Below are 23,055 nucleotides of genomic sequence, written 5' to 3'. Positions count from 1 at the left end.
AAAACAGATAATCCCCGAAGAAATTATCTGTTTCAATCCCGAGTTATGGTAAAAACTATCGTTTACAGAGTCAGCTTTGATCCAGACCTTTTTTCGCTTTCATTTTGGCTTCGTGAATCTGCTGCATTTTGTTATTCCAGCATGCTTCACTTAAATCGACCGGATATTCCTCAGGCTTGCTGATCCGTTTATACTCTTCCCAAAGCAGATTAAGGTTCTCCTGGACATACAGCTTAATGTCTTGAATGCATGGATTGTCATAAACAAGCTTGCCTTTTTCAAAGATCGGTTTGTGAAGGTCTTTGGCATCAAAGTTCGTCACAAATTTGCTGATAAACGTGTGAACGGGATGGAACATTTTAAGCCGTTCCTGCTCATTGACCTTTTCGTAGTCCAAAGCGATATAATCCCCTTCAGAATGGTGGTTCAGCTGATTGATGATTCTGTATACCTTTTTCAGGCCCGGGGTCGTCACCTTTTCCGGATTTGAAGAGATTTTAATCGTATCGGTCATTTCACCGTTTTCTTCGATGGACACGAGTTTGTAAACCGCTCCGAGCGCCGGCTGATCATAAGCGGTGATCAGCTTTGTTCCGACGCCCCAGACATCGATTTTCGCCCCTTGCGCTTTCAGATTCATGATCGTGTATTCATCAAGATCGCTTGATGCAACGACTTTTGTATCCTTAAATCCGGCTTCATCAAGCATGGCTCTCGCTTTCTTGGAAAGATAGGCAAGGTCGCCGCTGTCAAGGCGGATTCCCGAAAATTCAATTTGATCGCCGAATTCCTTTGCTACTTTAATCGCATTGGGAATGCCGGAACGGACCGTATCATATGTATCGACCAAAAAGACGCATTTTTTATGGGTTTCCGCATATTTTTTAAAAGCTGTGTATTCATCGCGATAAGCTTGGACAAGCGCGTGTGCATGCGTACCCGAGACTGGAATGTCAAATCGCTTGCCGGCGCGGACATTGCTTGTCGCATCAAAACCGCCGATAATCGCCGCTCTTGCTCCCCACATCGCGGCGTCCATTTCATGCGCCCGCCTTGTTCCGAATTCAAGCGCCGTTTCATCTCCGATCACACTTTTGATTCTGGCCGCTTTCGTAGCAATTAATGTTTGGTAATTCACAATGTTGAGCAAAGCCGTCTCAATCAGCTGCGCTTCAGCCAAAGGCGCTTCGATCCTCATGATCGGTTCATTGCCAAAGACGATTTCACCTTCCTGCATGGAATAAAGCGAACCGGTGAATCTCATATCTTTTAAAAAGCCGAGAAAGTCATCCTTAAATCCCAGCTGTTCTTTTAAATACGTTAAATCGCTTTCAGTAAACCGGAAATCACGCAAATATTCGATCGCCTTCTCCAAGCCGGCGAATACGGCAAAGCCGCTGTCAAAAGGGAGTTTTCTGAAAAACAGCTCAAATACCGCTTTCTTTTGGTGAATGCCGTCGCGCCAATACGTTTCCGCCATATTAATTTGATATAGGTCTGTGTGTAGTGATAGACTGTCGTCTGTAAACCGGTGTTCCAACCTTCATTTCTCCTTCCTCAATCTGACACTGAGGCTCCCAGGGTGTTTGCAAAATGAGAAAGAGCCCAGTTGTGTCCGTCCGGGTTAAAGCTAGCCACTGCTTTTTGATGAATGACAAGGTCAAACCCTTTATTGTAAGCATCTACTGCCGTATGGAGCACACATATATCCGTGCAAACGCCAATTAAGTGCAGCTCTTTAATATCCCTTTCGCGAAGCTTGATCTCAAGATTTGTCCCCGCAAAAGCAGAATACCTTGTTTTTTCCATGTAGTAAACATGGTTGTCGTGTGCGTGTTTTTGATAAAGCGTTTCAAGATTTCCGTACAAGTCTTTCCCTGTTGTCCCTTTCACATTGTGGGATGGGAACAGGCGTGTTTCCGGATGATACGGATCTTCCGCATCGTGCGCATCGACAGCGAACACGACATAGTCCCCGTTTTTAATAAACGCTTCCGTCAGCCGCACGACGGCGTCTTCAATTTTCTGTCCGGGTTCTCCGCACGTCAGTCTGCCGTCAGAGGCAACAAAATCGTTCGTATAATCTATACAAATAAGAGCTTTTTTCATTGCCGCCCTCCCTGCCTTTTGGATGATAGATAACATTATACCTTATCTATAAAGACAAGTGAATGGCTTAAAACGAGTGAAAACCCTTGATAAGCCGCGCCACAAGCGGCTTATCACGTTTTCAGAAAAAAACAAAAGCTAGCGCCAGACGCCTATTCTTTTAGCGTCGAGCGTTCAAATATATCATCTTGAATATAAATCGTTTCCTTCTCCACCGCATCCTTCGACACCAAAATCAGTCCGAGCGGCGTATCCGTCTCATGATCAGATACGATCGAAAATGGGACTCCATGCTTGTTCGCCTCCTTGATGTAGGCCGAAAAGCGGGAGTAGTCGATCTCACCGTTTAATAGCAGCTCGGCATCGGCATGTGCCCCGATCGCTTCAATCACCTCGTTGTATGCTTTCTGGCGGAGCACTTGTCCCTTTGTCAGGGCGATCAGCACCCTTTCTCTCAGCGAACCTAAAAACAGCCGGCGTTCATCCGGTTTTGTCTCGCGTGGTCCGTGCATCCCCTGCTGTAAATATAGATCCATTGATTGATCGCTCACATTCAGACCCTCCAGTTTTATCATTGCTTACACATTTGCGGCTGCTTTTTATCAGTATGCCTTGAAACGAAAGAGCATAAACTGAAGGCTACATTTCCGTCACCCAATGCGCGATTTTTTGGGAAAGCTCTTCAGCGGCCTCTTTTTCTGCGATGTTGGCCAAGGAAGCATTCAGTTTTTGAATGAGTTCCGCCTTTTCTTCTTCATATGAGATCAGCGTGCTCCATTCCAATTGCGGCACTGCCACAAGCGTATGAAACTGTTGTTTGTTTTCATGAAGATATACATCTGTGATCATTTCTTTTTGATTGATGATGTTGGCTTTCCTTATTTTCAACTCTCTTTCACCTGCCCTATCCATCTTTTTTCCCATTATACTATAAAAAACAAACAGCCTCTTTAAAAGAGGCTGTCAGCCGTTAAAGCCTTGTATTCCATCCAAGACATCGGCATCTGTCAGGACCGTATTGCTGATTCCGCTATGAACCACGCTGTAATCGCCTGTTGAAAAAGAACCCGCCCCTCCTCCGGAAAAATCCGTCGATTTCGGGGAAATCGCAAACACATCTCCAAAAAAGGCTGCACTGTCGTCAGCGAGTGTCCTGATCAAAACCGGACCAACGATTGCTGGCATCTTCACACCTCCGCCCACCATTTTATTTGCATGATATGTGAAAGCGGAAAAAACGTTCAAGTACGTTCGGCCGATTCTTTTTTGGAGCGCTGCCGCAAACGGACAAGCCTGATGATATTGAGTGTAAAAGCCTTCAGCAAAGCATAGGCAGGCACCGCGACAATCATGCCGAGAATCCCCCCGAAGCTGCCGGCGCCGATCAATAAGAGAATGATGGTCAACGGATGCGTGTTCAGGCGCTTTCCGATAATAAGCGGAGAGAGCAGATTGCCGTCCGTCTGCTGGACGACGACAACGATAATCAGCGCGATGATCGCTTTTGTCGTCGAATCGAGAAACGCGATGATCACAGCCGGGGTCGCGCCGAGAAACGGGCCGACATAGGGAATAATGTTTGTCACCGCAATAATCAGACCGAGAATAAGCGCATACTTCACTCCGGCGATCCAAAAGCCGATAAAACAAGCCGTTCCGACAAAAAGGCAGACGATCAGCTGGCCTTGAATATACGCCGCAAGCGTATCATACAGATCTTTAAAAATCTTCAGCCCTTCATTTTTGTAATTGGCCGGGAGAATTTTGACCGCCAGATTCGGAAAACGATGACCGTCTTTCAGCATGTAGAACAAGATGAACGGCACGGTCACGGCGGTTAGCGCGATATTGGTGACAAAGCCAAATACAGATGTCAGGCTTCCCGTAATATTTTCAGGAAGACTTGTCAGAAACTCTCCGATCGAGTTTTCGATTTTTGCAACCGACACGAAATCCTGATTCATCATCCAAGTGAACCATTGGGAAGTGGATAATTGCTTAATAAAAACCTGTATCTGCTTCACATATCCAGGGATGCTGCTGAATAGGTCGCTCACCTGTTTTGTAAAAATCGGCCCGACAGATGATAAAACAAAGCCGATGAAAGCCAAAAACGCCAAATAGATCAGCAAAATGGACAGCGTTCTCGGCAGCTTTTTCTCGAGAAACCGTACGATCGGGTTAAATATAAAATACAAAATGCCCGCGATTAAAATCGGGGTAAATAATGTTGACGCAAATATGATAATCGGCTGGAAAAGAAAAGTCACCTTCGTCGACACATAAATAATCAGCAGAATCAATAATATCTGCACGGTCCAAAAATGGGTTTTTGATTTAAACAAGCTTTGTTTCCTCCCGGTTTATTCATTACTCTAAAAAGTACTATTGACACCATCGTCTGTCAACTGTTTTCATCCTTCAATACGGACAAACAGGAAAAAGAGTTTCATCTAAAGGAAAGAAAGACCAAATAAAACAATGGGAAGACCGGCGGCATCTGGTCTTCTTTAAATATGCCTGCTATTTTCGAAAATTTTCTAAATTTTTTTCACCCGCTGGGAATAAAGTGCACTTCAAGAAAATATTATGAAAGCGTTTACAATAAAACATGAGGTGAACACTTTATGAAAAAAATGGCGCTGGTGCTGCTTGTTCTATTGTTTTTGTTTCCTCTCGGCTCACATGCTGGGGGCTTTAAAGGCGGAGGAGGCGATCCTGGTTACTGGTTTACAGGCGATCCTGTTGAAAAGCCCGATCCGGCAAAACCGCCGCTTGTTTTCGTCCACGGCTTAAACGGCTCGTCCGCTGCCTGGTTTGATGAAAACGACATGGCGGAACAGGCTTGGAAAAGCGGTTATGAAACGGCTTTTATCGATCTCCATCCCGATAAAGACATGGATGATAACGGGGCCCTCCTCGCTGCCAAGCTCCGCGAGATGTATGATCATTTCGGCAGGAAAGTGATTCTCATATCCTACAGCAAAGGCGGGATTGACAGCCAGTCCGCCCTGATCCGCCATGATGCTTACCGCTATGTCGAACACGTCATCACACTCGGGACTCCCCACTACGGTTCACAGCTTGCCGACCTTGCATACAGCAGCTGGGCCGGATGGCTCGCGGACATTTTAGGCCAGCAAAATGATGCGGTCTATTCTTTGCAAACCGGGTATATGAAAGCATTCCGCGAGCAGATCGACAGCCATCCCAACAGACAGAAAACCGAGTATTTTACACTCGCCGGCAATAAAATCGGCGGATTTGGGAGCGTCTTGTTTTTCGGAGGCATTTATTTAAACATGTTTGGCGCAAATGACGGGGCCGTCGTTGAAAAAAATGCCCGGCTTCCATATGCCGTTAATCTCGACACCGGCAGCTGGGATCATTTCTCCATCATTAAAGGAAGCGAGACGTTCCCTGTATTGAAGTCTTTATTGGGAACTGATCAAAACATGCAAATGAACAAGCTGACAAAAGAAAATAGGTCCTATCCTTATATAAGAGGCGGGGTGAATGAGGGCCTTACAGAAGAAGAATTTGCGGTGGAGAAAGGGGTAGAAGAAATAACCATTCACTGGCTGAGCAATCATTCCTCGGGAAATATCAAACTGACAGATCCTCATGGCAAAGCGACGAAAGATTTTTCCCTTTCCAAAACAGCAGATGTGTTTGCGGGCGGATATGCTCACTCCGCTGTCATCAAAAATCCGGCCTCTGGCAAGTGGAAAATAACGTCTTCCGTCAAACAGAAAGAAGCTTTTTTATTCGTCGTCACCTTTGACTCCCCTCTTGATCAGCAAATTGAAAAGGAATTTAAGGCACAAGGGTCAAGTCTTGCAAATGTGAAAACGGCCGTCCGCTCAATCCGTTATCAAAATGGAAAGCAAGTGGAGAAAAAAGAGCTCCGCTCCGCTTCACTCCATGCCTTGCAGCACGTTCAAAAAGCGGGGATGTATTCCGTCACGATCGATGTTTCCGGTCAAACAGCTGACCGCGTGCCGTTTAACAGAACGATCATCCGTTCCGTCTATGTAAATGACAAAGGGGAAAGGTTTGAATATAACCCTTTGTCAGATTAAACCGTTTCTTTCATGGGTAAACGCGCTTGATCCACCATCCGATCAAGCTGCTTGATTTTTTCGATCGCAAGCTTATGGTCGATTTTGCGGTAGTGGTGATTGCCGCCCGGCTCTTCATCGAGTTCATCCGCTTTTTTGACAATCTGCTGCAGCGTGTTTTTGTCCAGATCGCCTTCAGGCAAGTATGAATCGGTATGAAGGAGAATGGCCAAAGCGATCTCTTTTGCGGCTTTCGGGTCCTCGCCGAGCCGGATCAGAAGCTTGTGGGCCCGCTCCGCTCCTTTAATGGCATGAATATCATTTTGTTTGTATTTTTCATAGTCCCACTCCCCGTCCGTATACCATTCATAATGGCCGATATCGTGGAGCAATGCCGCTTTTGTCGCAAGATCGGGGTCTATTCCCGTTTTTACCGCCAGACGATATGCGTGGAAAGCACAGGCAACGGCATGGGCGACGCCTGAACGAGTCAAATATTTTTGTGCAATGGGATGGGTGAATACATCCATTAATGTTACGTTTCTCATGTAAACCCCTCCTTTATATATTTTTAGAATCCTAACATATTTTCGCGCAAATCTCAATTGATCTGGCACATCATTTTTCATCATGACCGCTTTTATCATTCACAGACAAAACACATTGTCATCGAATGATTACACCCCACACAAAGAAAAGTGGGCACCCCTTCTTAAAGAACACTAAAGCCTGAGGGTGAAAATAAAAAAACAAGCACAATATATCTCACTGTGCTTGTTTTTGCCTTTCACAAAAATTCTTTGATGTCGTACACTCTGCCGGTTTCAAACTCCGTCTCAAGCAGATCAAGAAGCATTCCGGCAACAAAGGCAGTGCTTCTCAGGCTGCCCTTTGTTTGATAGTTTTTAAACCGCTCAATCTCATGGAAGTCTTTTTTGGATGATGAGCGAATGACCTCTTGCATGCCGGTATCCATGACTCCCGGAGAAAACGAAATCATCCGCACAGGATATTCCTCGTCCTCCTGTTCAAAGGCGAATGTTTTTGTGAACATATCAAGCCCGGCTTTTGAGCTGCAATAGGCGCTCCAGCCTTTGTAAGGGTTTTTGGCTGCACCGGACGAAATATTGACGATCGTTTTTTCGCCTTTAAATGGAGCGAGCCACTTTGTAAATTGCTGGCTGAGGATAACCGGAGCAAGCAGATTCAGGTTATAGTGCCGGCTCAGTTCTTCCCACCCGGCCTCGCCTGCGCGCTTGATCGGGGTCACCATGCCGGCGTTATTGACCAGTGTGATCGAAGCCAACTCGTCGATTTGCACAGAATCAGTCAATTGCTGAAACCACTTCTCTGTTTCCGCCGGATTTGTCAGATCAGCCTCATGCTGAATCAGTCTGTCATGGCAAATATCGGACTTGGTCCTGGAGACGGTGTGCACCAAATGGCCGTTTTCCAAAAAACCGTTGGCAATCGCTGCGCCGAGGCCTTTTGACGCTCCTGTGACAATGGATAAATGCATCTGAATTCCCTCCTTATCCATCATTGTACTGATTCGTCGGCAGGCTTCTCAAGTGCTTCCGCGGTTTGTCCCGGAAGAAAGGCAGCCCCTATTTCTTCTGCTGGCCGCTGACAACTCTCGGAATCAAGAAGAACAGGCCCGCAATACAGAGAAGGATCAGGACTCCATACAAGATAGGCAGGAAGATAGATTGCTTGTCTTCTGCCATGTCATCTACCTGTTTGCCTAATGATGGCTCCGCTGAAAATGACAGATTGAGCTCTTTCAGCTTTGAGGCGACGGAATTGCTTTTATTTGTGAAGCTTCCCGATAGACCTTTCAGCTGTTCGAGGGGACCGTCTTTTTTCTTGTCCGAAAATGAGAATTCCTTCAGCTCTTCCGGTATCGGTATATCTTCTTTGTATTCAGCATCGTCTTCCTGCAGGTAGTCCGTTTCGATTTTGACATCCTGCTTTTCATACTCGTTTGGCTTGACGTCGACTTCATCGGTTTCATCCGCTTTCACAAGCGGTGTGAAAAGAAAGAAGGAGAGCATGACAGCCATGATCCCCTTCTTTCCCCATCTCGCATTACGCATCAATGTCATTCTCGCTTTCCTCCGTTTTTGATTTTGCAAAATCGACAATAAACGGAACGGCCAATGCGATGATTGCGATAAGAACCAATGCTCCCATTCCAAGTGCGAACATATCGCCTGTTCCATACTGAATGGACATATATACGGTTGACACCGGATTCTCGAAGCTGAAATTCGGCATGGCCAAATCAAGCAGCGGAGCAATGTAGAACAAAATCATGAAAGCTGTTGCCGCGCCTCCAGCAATGGAGCCAAGCATGAATGCCGAACGGATGACGGCGGAGCTTGCGACAAGCAGCATGATCGTAAAGGCCGACCACATCACGGCCTGGTCATCTGCCAGAGAGTAGATGTTCAAGCCGAACAGGCTGATCATCAATCCGACAATGATATTCAGTATTCCAAACAGCGCGCCTCTGACGAGAAGCGGAGCGTTTTGGTAGTGGTGGCTGAAGTATCCGATCAACAAACTTGAGATCATGACAATGACGAGAATGACAACCGGCGGTACGTTTTGCGCTTTTGATTCAGGAACATCCCCGCTGATTTTCACAGGACTCGCCAGATGATCGTATACATATCCGTCATTTCCTCCAAAAGCATTGCCGAGGATGCTGTACACATCACCGCGGACGAGCTTTGTCGTATTGACGTTCTGACCCCAGTTTGAATTCAGGGTATCCGCTTTTTGCTGAACATCGTTTACACTTTCCGTAATATTGTTGGTGTACTCGATGACACCTGATTGCGTTTCTGACAAGGAACCAAGCATATCTGACAGCTGCAGAATGTCATTTCCAAGCGTATCCTGCATGCTGATCACCATGGAGCCGTCTGTCGCATCTCCTTCAAAGACCGCCGTTCCGGCACCCACCGGATTGCTGAGCTGTTCAGAGACGGCATTTGCTCTCTCTGAGATTGTGCTAAGCTCATTCAGCGTTTCCGTCTGCTTTTCATCAATGAATTCTCCGTAGGTTGTTACAAAATCGGACATGCCTTCTGTGTAATCTTGAATGTCCTCATTTGATAACAGCATGTTGTTTTTAAGGTTTTCCCATTTTTCCGCTTCGGTTTCACCGACTTTAAGGACTGTATTGAGACCGTCTTGCGTCCCGGAGATGACGCTTTCCTTAGTTGAATAATTGACCGAACCGAAAAATGTTGTTTCATAATTTGATAGTAACTTATAGTAATTGAGCAGTTGATCGACATCTCTCGTACGTATGTTAGATTCAAAAGCTTTTTTTAAGGTGCTATCTTCCGGAAGATTTTCTGATACTCTCGCTTCTATATTTTGAATTTTCTTATAGATAGCATCAAAATCTTCTGTTCGTTTATTGTTGAGATCTGTAATCTTATCGTTCAGATCCACTATTTCTTTCTTTAAATCGTCAATGTTTTCATTTAGCTTTGTAATTTCCCCACTCAAGGTTTCAAGCTTCTTTTTCAGCTCTTCATTATGAGTGTCCTGTTTTGCACGAAGGTCTTCTTCCACCTTTTCAAGCCGGGCAGCAGCTTCATTCAGCTGCTCTTTTAATTTGGCAACCTCGTCATCCGATCCTTCTGAAGGCTGCTCATTTCCAGGGTTCTGGGTATCTCCGTCTTCACCTGTTGCTTGATCATTTGTCGGATCTTCAGGATTTGATGTGTCTTGCTGTCCGTTTTCTCCAGTGTCGGCTGCCGGTTCTTGATTCTGATCAGGAGTCGTGTTCTCGGCAGCGGGATTTTCACTCTGATCAGGAGTCGGTTCTTCTGTTGAAGGGTCTCCACTCTGATCAGGAGCCGGTTCTTCTGTTGAAGGGTCTCCACTCTGATCAGGAGCCGGTTCTTCGGAAGTCGGATCTTCGCTCGGGTTCGGAGTTGGTTCTTCAGGAGTTGGTTCCGTACCTCCACCATCGTTATCAGAAGAATCTTTTAACCCGTCCGATAATTCTTTCAGTTCAGCCGCAATGCTCTTCAATTCATCTTGCTGTTCTTGGAGATTGATTTCTAGATTGTTCGGCTGTTCTTCATCATCTTGATTATTATCCTGATCATTTTTATCCTCATCACCCGGGTCCGTGCCGTTTTGTGAATCATCTTCAGAGCCTTTCGATAGATCAGACCGTAATACAATTAAGTCAGGCTCAAGCTTACTCAAATTCGCTTTTCTTGTTTCAGCCTGATAGTTATCTATCAACTTATTTTGGATCGAATTAATCCCATTCAGTTGGATTGAAATCTGATCCTCCCGCGTTTTTTGCAGGTTTTCAAGAGAGGTAGAAGTCAAGCTAAACTGGTTTTGCAAACCGCTGAGCGACATTGCCATACCGTTCATTTGTTCGCTGAAGCGGCTTTGGGCGCTGGCTTGCTTTTCTTTGATGGATGTCAGGCCGTCTTGAATTTGTTCTTCACTGTCCGCCTGGGCTGATTGAAGCAGCTCTGACTGCTTTTCCTGGTACTCTTTATACTGATTGACATTGTCAACAAAGCTGTCCAGCTGCTTTTTCGTTTCTTCAACGCTTGCGTTGCGTTCTTTTGATGTGCCGTGTGTTTCATTGATCGACTCCTTGAGGCTTTCGATCATCTCTTTTTGTCTGTTCACCTCGCCCGCTAAGTCATTGGAGCTCGGCTTATAAAAGTTGTACATGGCGTTTTGGAATTCCGACTCTTTGTTGACGATGCTGTCGAATTCTTTTCTGACCTTTTTGACCTCCTGTTTGACAAGCCCCCAATACAGAGTCGTCATTTTCTTGCTCACCGTTTTTTGGGCGTCCTGAAGCTCACGCTGGACTTTTTCCTTGTTGACGGCGTCAAGCTGGCCCTGAATTTTAAATTCCAACTCCGCTTTTTGCGGACGTTTATGATTATAGCTTAAAATGTTTTGCGAAAAATCGGACGGGATGTAGACAATCGCATCGTATTGCTTTTCCGCAAGTCCGCTTTCGGCGGCGCTTCGGCTGACGACCGTCCATTTGTAGTCCGGACGTTCAGCCAAAAACGCCGATATTTGGTTTCCAAATAACGTATCTTCATCAACGGTTCCGTCCTCTTTCAAGACGCCGGTATCCTCATTGACAACGGCGATTTCCCTTGTCGCGCTCGAAACCTTTTTCGTCGGATTCTCGCCGATGAAATGAAAGAATAAGACGGGCAGAAGGATGATGATGACCATCGCGCTGATGATTTTCAGAGTGCTTTTTTGTTGTTCCGTCATGTCGTTTTCTTCCTTTCTACAGAACATAAAGGAATTTGAATTTTTCTTTCCCTGCCGTTTTCAACGATATAGCCGAAGCCCGGCTGAATTTCCGGCTCCTGCCGTTCATACGGAAGCTGGATCAAGTTTTGCTCGGACTTTTTCATCAGCAGGACGGCATGTCTGACTTGCTTGACTTCGCTTGTCAATGCATCATATCCTTTTGTAAATTCATTGTGGTTTCCGGCAGGTATAAAGTGGAAACCTAAATGGGCATAAGACTTCATGAACATCGCCATCTTATCTTGGATCGATGCGTCAATCGTCTGCTGGAACCGCGAAATTCCGTCGACGATAAAGACCATCGGCGAAAAGTCAAGGTTTGCGATTTCCCCTTGTCTGACAGCCTCCACATACATGGCTTCCCTCGTCCGGCAGATTTCTTCTGTTTCGGACAGCCATAGAAGAATGTCATCCTTTGTTTCAAGGTAGCTGATCTGATCCTCTGTCGCGTATTGAGATAAGCCGCGGTCGATGGAGTCAAACACAGCGATCTTTTTCGTATCATGATCAAGCAGATGCTCAAGCATGATTTTGATGACATTTGTTTTTCCGCGCTGGGTCTGCCCCATGATAAGGCAATGTTTGTTTTTCTCAAGGTTAAAGTAAACAGGTTCGACAGACTCTTCATCAAGCCCCATCGGAATCAGTCCTCTTTCAGGCTGAAGCGGATAGTCCCTCATCAACTGCGTCACGGAAAGCTCCAGCGGCAGCATCGGCACCGGCGCAGGCTTTCTCATGTCCTTGAAGCGCTCGGCAATGTCCTGAATATCGGCTTTGATGTTTTCAAACAGTTCGATATCGCTGTTTGCTTCAACAGGCAAAAACATTTGCGCAAAGTATTGGTTTTCTTTGTTTAAGATGACACGCCCCGGAATCGGTTCAAGGCTGTATTCCGGCCTTCCGATAATGGAATAGGCTTCGGACTGGTCCATCAAATAATGAACGACCCTTGTTTTCAGATTGTTCAACAGCGACTGTCTGATCGCGTTGACCCTCGTCGCCGTCAGGATCAAATAGATCCCCAATGACTGGCCGTCGCGGGCGAACTGAATAAATTCAGCTTCGAGATCGTGCATTTCATCTTTGATGATGTCGAAGTTGTCAACCGTGATGAAAATGAACGGAAGCTTCTCTTCGTTCAGCGCATTGTACATCTTAATATGGCTGATTTCTTTGGCGCGGAACAGATTTTTCCGATGCTCGATTTCCTCTTTGATGCGGACCATGAATTTTTCGATTTTTCTTGTCTGATCCATCAGGAAATAATCGGCCGTATGCGGAAGTCTCGCAAGCGGCAGAAGCGTTCCGTTTCCAAAGTCAAAAATGTAGTTGTGCAGTTCTTCTGGCGTGTATTCAGCCGCAAAGCTCATCAGGAAGGTGATCGCACTCAGCGATTTTCCGTAGCCGGATGATCCGACGATGGCGATATTGCCGTCGTCCATCATGCGGTAGCTGATCGGCTCCTGACTTTGCTTTTCGGGTTCATCGATAAAGGCGAAGTTGAATGTATCGGCCTCCTCCGACGGATAAAGCGCTTTGGGAATGCGTTCCTCAAGCGGCGGCAGCCAAGGACTCGGGAGCTTTTCGACTCCCATTTCCTCCTGAATGCGCTCAATTTGTTCCACAACAGCGGAAATTTCCGTCTGAACCTCTTTTTTCGAGGCATGGTCTGCGTCTACATCTGATAAAGGAATTAATCCGGTATCGGTGACGATTGCCACCTCATCTTCCGTTCCGTAGGCGTCCTCGGCATAAGGCGCTCCGCTCCAGGCAGACTGGAACAGCTCATATACCTCATTGTTGCCGACCTGCAAATACCCCCGGCCGGTTACCGTGATCGTGGCCGCATCCCCGTTTTTGAGGATCTCTTTACTGTCATTGGCGTCCTGCACCTTTAAAGCCACTTTAAATCTCGAGTTGCTCCAGATCTGGTCATCGATGATGCCGCCCGGTTTTTGCGTCGCCAAGATCAAATGCACGCCGAGGCTTCGGCCGATCCTTGCCGCACTGACGAGCTCGCGGATAAATTCCGGCTCTTCGCTTTTTAATTCGGCAAACTCATCCGATATTAAGAATAAGTGAGGCATTGCCGTTTTCGCTTTTTTCTGCTTGTAAAGCTTTGTGTAATCATTGATATGATTGACGCTGTACTGATCAAAAAGGCGCTGCCTTTTCTTCAGCTCGCTTTTAATTGATGCCAATGCCCGCGTACTGAAGTTTTTGCTGCCTTCAATGTTCGTGATCGTTCCGAGCAGGTGGGGAATGTTCCGGAACGGCTGCGCCATTCCGCCCCCTTTATAGTCGATCAAAAGAAAAGCGACTTCATGCGGATGGAAGTGAACAGCCAAAGACAAAATATACGTTTGCAAAAATTCACTTTTTCCCGATCCGGTTGTCCCCGCAAGCAATCCGTGGGGACCGTGTGCTTTTTCGTGCAGGTTTAAATACACGATGTCATCTTTTCCTTTATAGCCGATCGGCACAGCCAACGATTTGGCCGATTCGCTTGTCAGCCACTTTTGTCCGATACCGATGTCATCGACTTCTTTCGCATGGAACAGCTCAAGGAACGAAACCGTATCAGGAATTGAATTGGTCATTCCAAGCTGGTGGTCAAGCGTCCTTAATGTACGTGAAAAGATCTCATTGTCTTCCCTTGTATGCTGATCCAATTGAAACGGGATCTGCACGGCTTTCTTTTGCTTGATCAGAATGTCGCCTTCCTGTTCGGTAATATAACGAACGAGGGTATGGATGTTTTCGGACAGGCTTTCTTTCGTCTCTGCCGCAACGATTGTCGACACTCCGAGGTTTTTCTGCTTCCCTTCCAAATATTCAAGTATGACGTGTTCAGCGATCAGCTGCTGGTTTGTGATAATAAAGACAAAATGCGGTCTGAACCGGGTCTTGTCTTTGTTTTCATCCAAATCGCGTTCTCTTAACAGCTCGTAGACGCTTGAAAGAAGTTGATCCCTCGTCTGTTCGTTGTAAATAAATCCTCGCGCATATGTATGCGGCATCTGAAAATGCGGAAGCCACTTCATCCATTCCCATTCTTTATACTCGGCTTCGTCAAAAATAAAGACAAAGCGTAAATCATGATAGCTGTGGAAGAAAGCGAGCTGTCCGACGAGCTGATGAATCTCGTTTTTGACGACAGCTTCTTTTCCGACAACCCCCATCGGTCCTTCGGCGAGATTGACGGTAATCGGCGCGTTTTTTAGTTCTCTGTAAACCTCTTCCATCTTTTGCGTCTGTTCGAGCAGATGGTCTGTATCACGGTTTGCCAAATCTCCGCCATTCAGGTTGATTTGATAGGAAGAGGCAACCGTTCCCGTGCCAAGGCGGATTTGCAGGAAATCTGCGCTTTCAATTGTTTTTTCCCAAATTCGGCCGCTGATTTCCTTTGTTAAATATTTCATCCGTTCAAAGGCAGGAAAATGGAACTCCAGGACGAATTTTTGTTTTTCCGCCAGTTCATGCAATTCCTTCTTTTTATTCTCAAGGTAAAGCGTATAGACGCGCTCCCTTTTTTCTTCGCGTTTTTTGCGCTGGCTTTTATCACGGAAGTATTGCACAGTTGATGTAATCAGCGTCATCATAAACATCGCCAGGGAAACGACGATAAAGATGCCCCGCGGCTGAATGATCGCCACGATTCCCATCACAAGCAGCATGACAAGCGGAGGCAATATCATCAGCCATAAGCCTCTGTTGTTCTCATCGCTTTCCTGCGCCGGAAAGCTGAAGGATATTTTCTCATCCGGCAGGTCGTAAATCATCCTCGGCGGCCTGCGGTAATGCGGATATTTATTTTTCGTTTCAGAGGTAGGCCTGAGCATTTTTTCCAGGTTTGTAGCAAACTCCTCTTGTCCATGAATTTCCAAAAGGTCGTTTTCAATGATGCGGAACGCATTCAGGCCGTATAAAATTTCATCCCCATTTTGCACCAGGGCAGGAGCGGTTATTTTTTCCCCGTTCATATAGACGAGCGCACCATTCGGGATCACATGCCACTTGCCTTCAAGGCGGATCAATAAGAAGGTGCCGCGGTCTCCGAAAGGCGAATCCGCTTCGGTAAAAGAGACATCCGCCTCCTCATTGCAGGAGGAAACAGCGATTTCTTTTCTCTCTCCTAAATAATAGGCAGGGGCGTCTTCGGATTCTTCCGTTAAAAAGAGCGTCAGCTCCCCGGCGCCGTCTTTTAGGACCGTTTTATCACCAAGCGCCAAAGAAGAGGCCGGCTCATCCTTGCGATAGACGCTGTACAGATCGGAGTCCTTTTGTTTTTCCAATGTCACCGGACCTTTTTCAAACGGAAAACGGCTGATGGTGACGGAATGCTTGACATCCGGTCCGATTGTCAGCGTGCGGCTGCTGTGATCATCCAGTTTTATTTTTTGATAATTTTCATGGTAAAAAATCCATAACAGACTCATTTTTCCGCCTCCTGCCAACAACAGGTTATCTTCACTTTATTTATCATCTTTTTTCTTTTGCTCTTCCTTTTCTTTATTTTCTTTTTTCTCCTGCTCCTTTTCAGTCTTTTCCGCTTTTTCTTGTTCAGTCTTTGCAGCCTCTATATCAGCCTGTTTTTGCTCAGTCGTTACCTGCTGGTTTTCTTCAGTATTTTTCTGCGCGTTTTTTTCCTTTTCCAATGTCTCATACAATTCGTCATATTCCTTTTGCAGCGGATCCAGCTGTTTCTGCCTCTCTTCGCTTGACAATTGGTTATCCGCCTTGATCTCAATGATATATTTCGAGATTGCAAATATGATTTGGAAGTTGTTTTCCAGCTTACGAGCCGTCTCTAACGCCTCTTTATTTTCCCCGCGTCCGATCTGAATCCAGTAGAGGAAGTTATTCGGATCGACCTGCAGCGTAAGGCTGTTCAGGGCATCTTCCTGCCAGTCTAATTCCTTCAGCGCGTTTTCAACAATCATATAGGAATATGCGAGCTGATATTGAACGGAATCCGGCATCTCATCAGGTTTGTATTTATCAAGCGTGCTGATGACTTTGCTGTACTGTTTATTTAAAAAGTAGCGGTTGCTTTCGACAAACGCCTCCTGTTTTGGCTGAGCGAAGAATAAAGAATAGAAGGAAAACAATAAAGCCGGTACTAAACATAAAATAAGGCCCAATCCTATGTATCTTTGCGTCTTCCACTTCTTCTTCGGAAGGTGGACAAGCGTTTTTTCTTCGGCGTCAAGCTCATCAAGCCGTCTTTGAATGACAGCTTTTAAATCGCCGTATGTCCCGCTTGAGACGATGTTTTTCACTTCGTCTGAAAACTTGATGGTTTCGCTGTATTTTAAATACTCTTCAAAGGTGAATTCGCCGTCAACGGCAAGCGCCGCTGCTGCCTTCACTTCATTAAAAAGTCTTTCTTCATCGTGTTCGTATGGCGGAATGCTTTCTTTCACTCCATAATGTAAAAATTTCGGGGTCAACCCTTTGTCAAAGACAATGTTTTCCGGCGTCGCAATGAGATGCAGCCTTTTGACCGAGTGCTCTTCAACAGCTTTGACGAGCTGGTAGGCGAAAAGCCATTTGCTTTTTTTATTTTTGGATTTCAAGTAGCGAAATTCTTTATATTCAGCAGGAGGCTGAATCGAAATTTGGACTTCATCATCGGTCATGACGGTTTCTTTTTTAAAGGAAGGATCGACTTCTTTGATGACGTTTGCTTCCAAGCCGTTGACAAGGTTGATCTTTTCTCGTTGAAAACGAAAAATGTAAGCATCGTCTTCCTTCGTCATGACGGCTTCCAGTTGATTTTCCAGATACGTTTTCTTTTTTTCTGCCATTCATCCAGATCCTTTCATAATATTTCAAGACGGTCTCCAGTCGTTATACCGCACTGTGACAGTGTGTATTCGCCTGAAAAAACGGCATCCTTATTTGTCACCCTGATCCAGCAGCCTTCGCGGGGAGGGACAGATATGCTCTTGGCCTGCCAAGCGATGTCGACCACCTTTTTGACAGAATGGTAATCTGACAGTCTGAGATCAAAAGCGCCGCCGTCATAATGTTTTAAATCGATGGTAATGTCAACATACACCAGTTCATCACCTCTCAATAGAAAAAGCGCCGTCATCTTCTTTTGAATTAGGCGCTTCTCTCTTTCTTCTAATCTGTAAATTAGCCGCGAATTTGGCTAGCGATGTCTTGGTCAGTGCTTTCAAGAGTGTTAGCAGTCTGATGAAGCTGTTTAGAAACGTCGCTTAGAAGTTCAGCCATTTTCACAAAAGAAGGTCTCAGCTCTTGATATTGCTCTGCGAACGCGCGGCTTGATTCACCTTCCCACATATCTTGAAGCTGGTTGATCATTTGATCAAGACGCTGGTTGACCTGTTCAGTAACGTCTCCGCTTTCTTTTTGATATCTGTCAGCCATTTGCCGCAGTTCAGCCGGCGTAACACGAATGATTCCTGACATATTCCTTATACCTCCTGCGCTATTCGCCCTAGATATGGGCTAAATAACTTATTTTTTTGAACGCTTTTATTATAAAAACAAGATTGAGGCACAGTCAAACAAATCTGTTGTTATTTTACAAAATGAGTCTAAAGGTTTATCATTCCTCTATTTCCATCCAGCAAAAATTCTAGAAATCTAGTAAAAAAATCTCAATTTTCATCAAATATTCAATTTGAATCAAAAGTGATGGTTCTATTTGACTACGTGCAAGCTTTTTAAAGTCCATAGTGAAAAGGATGGATTGCATTATAATGAAGAAAAACGCCGAGAAGGCGCTCAGACCAAAAAAGCCTGTCTCCTTATCTTGGAGACAGGCTTTTTCGCCTCACCCGGCTTTTAGTTTCGCCGGCTTTTGCCGGTTGTAATGATTTAAAAAGAAATCGTCGGTTTCCGCGCGAATGACCTTCCATAATAAAACAAGAGCCACCAGGTTGGGAATCATCATCAACGCGTTCGCCATGTCGGCAAAAGCCCATACCGTATTCAGGCTTGCCACAGCACCGTAAAACGTGATGAATACGTAAGCAACACGGTAAATCGGCACCCATTTTAAGCCGACAAGATATTCAAGACATTTTTCTCCATATACATACCAGCCGACAATTGTTGAATAGCCGAAAAAGATCACCGAAAACGTAACAATGTACTTCCCTGTTAACCCTAAAGAAGAGGCGAACGCCGCATTCGTGAGCGCCCCCGCGTCAAGGGATGTATCATGGGCAACTCCGGAAATCAACCCGCCTGAAGGATCCCAGAACCCTGTAATGATGAGGACAAGCCCTGTCATTGTGCAAACGATCAATGTCACAATAAACGTTCCCGTCATCGCCACCAGCGCCGATTTAACAGGATGATCGGTTTTGGCATTCCCGGCGATGAGAGCCGCTGTTCCTAAACCGGCTTCGTTTGAAAAGATCCCCTTGGACATTCCGTTTCTGATCGCTTCGGACACGACCACTCCTGTGAAGCCTCCAGCCGCAGACACCGGGTTGAAAGCATGATAGAAAATCAGCTGAAACGCCGGAATGATTTGATCATAATGCAGGAAAATGATAATCAATGAACCGCCGATATAAAGAATCGCCATCACCGGCACAAAAATGCTTGCAACCGTGCTGATGCGCTGAAAGCCGCCGAAAATAATCGCCGCTGTCAGCACTGCGAGCACAAGGCCGATAATCCAATCTTGGATGCCGAATGTATGTGTGACGACCTCAGCAATCGTATTGGACTGGACAGAGTCGCCGATTCCAAAAGAAGCGAGCACGCCCGACAGCGCAAACAAGACGGCGAGCGGCTTCCACTTCTTTCCGAGACCTTTTTCAACATAGTACATCGGTCCTCCGGAATACTCGCCGCGTTCATTTTTGACACGGTATTTCATGGCCAGCAAAGCTTCACTGTATTTGGTAGCCATACCCAAAAGGCCGACGAGCCACATCCAGAACAAAGCCCCCGGGCCCCCTACCGTAATCGCCGTGGCCACCCCGGCGATATTGCCGTTTCCAATCGTCCCGGCCAGCGTCGTCATCAGCGCTTTGAAGTTGCTGACATCGCCGTCTGCACCCGCAGACTCTTTTTCTTTTCCGAAAGCGAGCTTGAAAGCATATATCAATCGTTTAAATTGAAGCCCCCTCAGGATCACCGTCAAAAAAATTCCGGTCCCTACAAGCAGAACGATGCCCGGGACTCCCCATAAAATGCTGTTAATTTTCTCTAATACCAACACCGCTGTCTACTCCTCTTATTCCAAAATAATTAAATTTGTTGTAATAGCTGTCACCATTCATGAAATATAATGAATCGAGATTAACTTTTTTGTTGATTTTCACAAACAACTATATTCATAATAAAAGTAAGATGGGTATATGTCAAAATTTTTTCATGCAAACATAAAAGTAGGGGTTTTTTATGAACAATCGAGTGAATCCTTTTAAATACCAATACGACCGTTTGGAAGATGTGGCGGATCATATCAGCGAGGTGCTGAACTGCCCGATTACGATAGAGGATGTCAACCACCGCCTCCTTGCTTACAGCACGCACAGCGACTATACCGATCCGGCGAGAACATCGACGATCATCGGCCGGCGCGTTCCGGAAAAGGTGATCAACAAGCTCTGGAGAGACGGAACGATTCCAGCTTTGATGAAAACAGACGAACCGATCAGGGTGGAGCAAATCGATGAAGTCGGTCTGAGCAGCCGCGTGGCGATCTCAATCTGGAAAAACAGCGAAGTCATCGGTTTCATTTGGGCTCTCGAAAGCCAAAAAACACTGTCGGAAGACGAGCTTCACCTCTTAAGGCATGCCGCCGATTCCGTGAAGAATAAGCTTTTGCCATACCAGGTCCGCAAACGAAAGAATGAACAGCGCAGCCAGGAATTTTTCTGGAAGCTGCTCACAGGGCATATTTCAGAGGAACAGGAAATTGCCGACGGCTTTCATCAGCTCGGCATCAGGGTGCCGTCTTCCTACTCTGTCTTCATCATCCGCCTGAAAAACGAAATTGAGGAAAAAACCGAAAAACAGCTCAATTATTTATTGGAGACGACACAACAGGTGCAAATTTCGCTGGCCACGATCGACTATAATGAGCTGATCATCCTCGCCGCTCCGAAAACAGGGGAAAACGGACAGCCTTTTAACGATTTAAAACAGTTTGCCGGAAGTATTCAAAAGCAGCTTAGTGAGCGGTACAAGCTGAACGACTGCACGATTTCGATCGGAGGAATGTACGGGTCGATCACCCGTGTGCACCAATCCTATCAGGAAGCGCTCTCCGTCTTAAAAGTAAAGGAGCGGTTTGCGGACGAAACAAAGCATCTCGTCAGCTTTTCAGAGCTCGGCATTTATCAATACCTCGATGTGCTTGCCGAAAAAAGAAAACACGCGAACTATCCAAATTATTCGCTCATGCAGCTTGAGGCTTATGATCAAGAACACCACTCCAATCTCGTCGAGACCCTTGAGCAGTTTATCGAGTGTGACAGCAATGTCAACACCGCTGCCAAAAAGCTGAACATTCATGTCAATACATTAAACTACAGGCTGAAGCGGATCGGCAAAATCGCGGAAATCGATTTAAAAAACATTAATGAAAAGTTTACGATTTACCTTGAAATCAAGCTTCGCAACATGCATTTGTGAGATTCCACAAATGCATGTTTTTTTATTTTCTTATTCGAACAAAGAAAATTCTAAATTGTCAGTATAAACTAAAAGAACAGTAACCATAGAAGGAGGAGCGACGCGATGATGATCGGGGTTCCGAAAGAAATCAAAAACAATGAAAACAGGGTGGCGCTGACTCCCGGTGGAGCAGCGCAGCTAATTGCCGCCGGCCACCGCGTCATCCTGGAAACAGATGCAGGTGCGGGAAGCGGATTCGAAAATGAGGATTATGTGTCAGCAGGTGCGGAGATCGCCGAAGAGGCAAAAACGGTTTGGAATACTGCGGAGATGGTGATGAAAGTAAAAGAGCCTTTGCCTGAAGAGTATCCCTATTTTCGCGAAGGGCTGATCTTGTTCACCTATCTCCATTTGGCTGCGGAGCCTTCTTTGGCTGAAGCTCTAAAACAAAGCGGTGTCATCGCCATCGCTTATGAAACGGTAAGTGACGGCCGTTCCCTTCCTTTGCTGACGCCGATGTCGGAAGTCGCCGGACGGATGGCCGCCCAGATCGGTGCGCAATTCCTTGAAAAGCCGAAAGGCGGAAAAGGCATATTATTAGCCGGCGTTCCCGGTGTGGCTCGCGGAAAAGTGACGATTATCGGAGGAGGCGTCGTCGGCACAAATGCGGCGAAAATCGCGGCGGGTCTTGGCGCCGATGTGACAATGATCGATTTGAACGCAGATCGGCTCCGCCAGCTTGACGATCAGTTCGGCCATCAAATCAAAACGCTGATGTCAAACCCGGTCAATATTGCCGATGCTGTCGCTGAAGCCGATCTTCTCATTTGTGCGGTGCTGATTCCCGGCGCAAAGGCTCCGACATTGGTGACGGAAGAAATGGTCAAACAGATGAAGCCCGGCTCCGTTATCGTGGATGTCGCCATTGATCAAGGCGGAATTGTCGAGACGGTTGACCACATCACGACCCATGACAATCCGACATATGAAAAGCACGGCATTGTCCATTACGCCGTCGCCAACATGCCCGGCGCCGTCCCGCGGACATCCACAGTGGCGCTGACAAATGTAACGGTTCCATACGCCCTTGAGATCGCAAACAAGGGCGCGGAAAAAGCGGTTCTTGAAAATCCAGCCTTAAAGGCCGGCGTCAATGTGGCAAGCGGACATATCACATATGAAGCGGTGGCAAAAGCTTTAAATGACAGCTATGTACCGCCGGAATTGGCGCTTGAAAGTTCGTCGTCAGCGGCTGGGGCGTGACATGTTCAAAAGACAGAGGCTTACTCGCAGGCCTCTGTCTTTTTTTAATCAAAGCTGTATCTTTCTTCTTTCCAAGGGTCTCCCCTCATATGGTAACCATTTTTCTCCCAAAATCCCGGGTGGTTTTCCTTTGTAAACTGGATGCCCCTCAGCCATTTGGCGCTTTTCCAAAAATAAAGGTGCGGCATGATCGCCCTCAGCGGAAAACCGTGCTCAGGAGTAAGCGGAGCGCCGTTATGGGAGTGGGCCAGCAAAGAGGAATCCAGCAAAAAATCCTTCAGCGGCACATTGGTCGTCCAGCCTTCCTCAGCGTGCAAGATCACATATCGGGCTTCCTCAAGCGGCTTTGCGATTTTGGCTATCTCCTGTGTCTTGATTCCCTTCCAGACATTATCGAGTTTTGACCATCCCGTCACACAGTGGATGTCGTTTGACACTTCGCTTTCCGGGAGCTCGCACAGTTCCTCAAAGGATAATAAGAGCGGCTGTTCAACCAATCCGTAGATTTGCAGATTCCATTTTGACAAATCTCCATAATCGGGAACATCGCCTGTGTGAAGGACGGGAAACGTCGTGGTGACATTCTGGTTCGGGGGCACTCTGTCAGATGGCTTGTGCTGTTTTGCTTTTCCAAAAAACATGTGGCAAGCACCTCTCTTTTGTTAACTAGTAT

Annotated in this window: 19 protein-coding genes; 3 read left to right on the top strand and 16 right to left on the bottom strand. The window is 46.3% G+C overall.

Features of this window, described 5'->3' with window-relative positions; translation table 11 throughout:
* Positions 1-70: 70 nt before the first annotated feature.
* From M654_RS05305 to M654_RS05280, 6 genes are all read right to left on the bottom strand, one after another.
* A complete protein-coding gene (locus M654_RS05305; protein WP_026588587.1) occupies positions 71-1,540 on the bottom strand; it encodes a nicotinate phosphoribosyltransferase in 1,470 nt (489 codons plus the stop codon).
* A 17-nt stretch (positions 1,541-1,557) separates the two neighbouring features.
* Positions 1,558-2,109 (bottom strand): cysteine hydrolase family protein, encoded by a 552-nt coding sequence (locus M654_RS05300; RefSeq protein ID WP_026588588.1) that lies wholly within the window; start codon positions 2,107-2,109, stop codon positions 1,558-1,560.
* Positions 2,110-2,261: 152 nt separating this feature from the next.
* Positions 2,262-2,660 (bottom strand): YueI family protein, encoded by a 399-nt coding sequence (locus tag M654_RS05295; protein ID WP_026588589.1) that lies wholly within the window; start codon positions 2,658-2,660, stop codon positions 2,262-2,264.
* A gap of 88 nt (positions 2,661-2,748) precedes the next feature.
* Positions 2,749-2,997 (bottom strand): YueH family protein, encoded by a 249-nt coding sequence (locus M654_RS05290; RefSeq protein ID WP_026588590.1) that lies wholly within the window; start codon positions 2,995-2,997, stop codon positions 2,749-2,751.
* A 75-nt stretch (positions 2,998-3,072) separates the two neighbouring features.
* Positions 3,073-3,294, bottom strand: a complete 222-nt coding sequence (locus M654_RS05285; protein WP_026588591.1) for a spore germination protein — start codon at positions 3,292-3,294, stop codon at positions 3,073-3,075.
* A 56-nt stretch (positions 3,295-3,350) separates the two neighbouring features.
* Entirely contained in the window at positions 3,351-4,454 is a 1,104-nt protein-coding gene (locus tag M654_RS05280; RefSeq protein ID WP_026588592.1) for an AI-2E family transporter, read from the bottom strand.
* A 282-nt stretch (positions 4,455-4,736) separates the two neighbouring features.
* Here M654_RS05280 and M654_RS05275 point away from each other — a divergent pair, with 282 nt between their 5' ends.
* Positions 4,737-6,191: an esterase/lipase family protein gene (locus M654_RS05275; protein WP_026588593.1), complete on the top strand. Its 1,455-nt coding sequence runs from the start codon at positions 4,737-4,739 to the stop codon at positions 6,189-6,191.
* Here the strand turns inward: M654_RS05275 and M654_RS05270 are convergent.
* From M654_RS05270 to M654_RS05230, 9 genes are all read right to left on the bottom strand, one after another.
* A complete protein-coding gene (locus tag M654_RS05270; protein ID WP_026588594.1) occupies positions 6,188-6,718 on the bottom strand; it encodes an HD domain-containing protein in 531 nt (176 codons plus the stop codon). The genes M654_RS05275 and M654_RS05270 overlap by 4 nt on opposite strands.
* Positions 6,719-6,957: 239 nt before the next feature.
* Complete coding sequence (locus M654_RS05265) at positions 6,958-7,689, bottom strand: (S)-benzoin forming benzil reductase (RefSeq protein WP_026588595.1); 732 nt, start codon at positions 7,687-7,689, stop codon at positions 6,958-6,960.
* Between the two features lie 88 nt (positions 7,690-7,777).
* Positions 7,778-8,275 (bottom strand): type VII secretion protein EssA, encoded by a 498-nt coding sequence (gene essA / locus M654_RS05260; RefSeq protein ID WP_236251201.1) that lies wholly within the window; start codon positions 8,273-8,275, stop codon positions 7,778-7,780.
* Entirely contained in the window at positions 8,259-11,462 is a 3,204-nt protein-coding gene (gene esaA, locus M654_RS05255; protein WP_026588597.1) for a type VII secretion protein EsaA, read from the bottom strand. Before esaA ends, essA begins: the two co-directional genes overlap by 17 nt.
* Positions 11,459-15,943 carry a type VII secretion protein EssC gene (essC, locus tag M654_RS05250; RefSeq protein ID WP_026588598.1) on the bottom strand — a complete coding sequence of 1,495 codons (4,485 nt, stop codon included), beginning with the start codon at positions 15,941-15,943 and terminating at the stop codon, positions 11,459-11,461. The genes esaA and essC overlap by 4 nt, the downstream gene beginning before the upstream one ends.
* A gap of 36 nt (positions 15,944-15,979) precedes the next feature.
* The gene (essB, locus tag M654_RS05245; protein ID WP_026588599.1) at positions 15,980-17,314 is read right to left on the bottom strand and encodes a type VII secretion protein EssB; all 1,335 of its coding nucleotides are present in this window, start codon (positions 17,312-17,314) and stop codon (positions 15,980-15,982) included.
* 14 nt (positions 17,315-17,328) lie between these two features.
* The gene (locus tag M654_RS05240) at positions 17,329-17,568 is read right to left on the bottom strand and encodes an ESX secretion system protein YukD (protein WP_026588600.1); all 240 of its coding nucleotides are present in this window, start codon (positions 17,566-17,568) and stop codon (positions 17,329-17,331) included.
* 80 nt (positions 17,569-17,648) lie between these two features.
* A complete protein-coding gene (locus tag M654_RS05235) occupies positions 17,649-17,945 on the bottom strand; it encodes a WXG100 family type VII secretion target (RefSeq protein ID WP_026588601.1) in 297 nt (98 codons plus the stop codon).
* 367 nt (positions 17,946-18,312) lie between these two features.
* Positions 18,313-19,716, bottom strand: coding sequence for an alanine/glycine:cation symporter family protein (locus M654_RS05230; protein WP_026588602.1), 1,404 nt, complete (start codon positions 19,714-19,716; stop codon positions 18,313-18,315).
* A gap of 182 nt (positions 19,717-19,898) precedes the next feature.
* On the opposite strand from M654_RS05230, the gene M654_RS05225 reads away from it, so the two are divergent.
* Together M654_RS05225 and ald are read left to right on the top strand one after the other, a co-directional pair.
* Entirely contained in the window at positions 19,899-21,137 is a 1,239-nt protein-coding gene (locus M654_RS05225; protein WP_026588603.1) for a sporulation transcriptional activator AdeR, read from the top strand.
* Between the two features lie 105 nt (positions 21,138-21,242).
* Entirely contained in the window at positions 21,243-22,382 is a 1,140-nt protein-coding gene (gene ald, locus M654_RS05220; protein WP_026588604.1) for an alanine dehydrogenase, read from the top strand.
* 44 nt (positions 22,383-22,426) lie between these two features.
* Here the strand turns inward: ald and M654_RS05215 are convergent, their stop codons facing one another.
* A complete protein-coding gene (locus M654_RS05215) occupies positions 22,427-23,023 on the bottom strand; it encodes a sulfite oxidase-like oxidoreductase (protein WP_026588605.1) in 597 nt (198 codons plus the stop codon).
* Positions 23,024-23,055 lie beyond the last annotated feature (32 nt).

The organism is Bacillus sp. NSP9.1, assembly GCF_000465465.2.
Taxonomy (GTDB): Bacteria; Bacillota; Bacilli; order Bacillales; family Bacillaceae; genus Bacillus; species Bacillus sonorensis_A.
This window is presented reverse-complemented; position numbering and strand designations above follow the sequence as displayed.

Bases quoted from the DNA above. Each gene is read 5' to 3' on its own strand.
- essC (WP_026588598.1), bottom strand. From the start codon at position 15,943: ATGAGTCTGTTATGGATTTTTTACCATGAAAATTATCAAAAAATAAAA.
- esaA (WP_026588597.1), bottom strand. From the start codon at position 11,462: ATGACGGAACAACAAAAAAGCACTCTGAAAATCATCAGCGCGATGGTC.
- M654_RS05235 (WP_026588601.1), bottom strand. From the start codon at position 17,945: ATGTCAGGAATCATTCGTGTTACGCCGGCTGAACTGCGGCAAATGGCT.
- M654_RS05275 (WP_026588593.1), top strand. From the start codon at position 4,737: ATGAAAAAAATGGCGCTGGTGCTGCTTGTTCTATTGTTTTTGTTTCCT.
- M654_RS05225 (WP_026588603.1), top strand. From the start codon at position 19,899: ATGAACAATCGAGTGAATCCTTTTAAATACCAATACGACCGTTTGGAA.
- M654_RS05270 (WP_026588594.1), bottom strand. From the start codon at position 6,718: ATGAGAAACGTAACATTAATGGATGTATTCACCCATCCCATTGCACAA.
- essA (WP_236251201.1), bottom strand. From the start codon at position 8,275: ATGACATTGATGCGTAATGCGAGATGGGGAAAGAAGGGGATCATGGCT.
- ald (WP_026588604.1), top strand. From the start codon at position 21,243: ATGATGATCGGGGTTCCGAAAGAAATCAAAAACAATGAAAACAGGGTG.
- M654_RS05300 (WP_026588588.1), bottom strand. From the start codon at position 2,109: ATGAAAAAAGCTCTTATTTGTATAGATTATACGAACGATTTTGTTGCC.
- M654_RS05285 (WP_026588591.1), bottom strand. From the start codon at position 3,294: ATGCCAGCAATCGTTGGTCCGGTTTTGATCAGGACACTCGCTGACGAC.
- M654_RS05265 (WP_026588595.1), bottom strand. From the start codon at position 7,689: ATGCATTTATCCATTGTCACAGGAGCGTCAAAAGGCCTCGGCGCAGCG.
- essB (WP_026588599.1), bottom strand. From the start codon at position 17,314: ATGGCAGAAAAAAAGAAAACGTATCTGGAAAATCAACTGGAAGCCGTC.
- M654_RS05215 (WP_026588605.1), bottom strand. From the start codon at position 23,023: ATGTTTTTTGGAAAAGCAAAACAGCACAAGCCATCTGACAGAGTGCCC.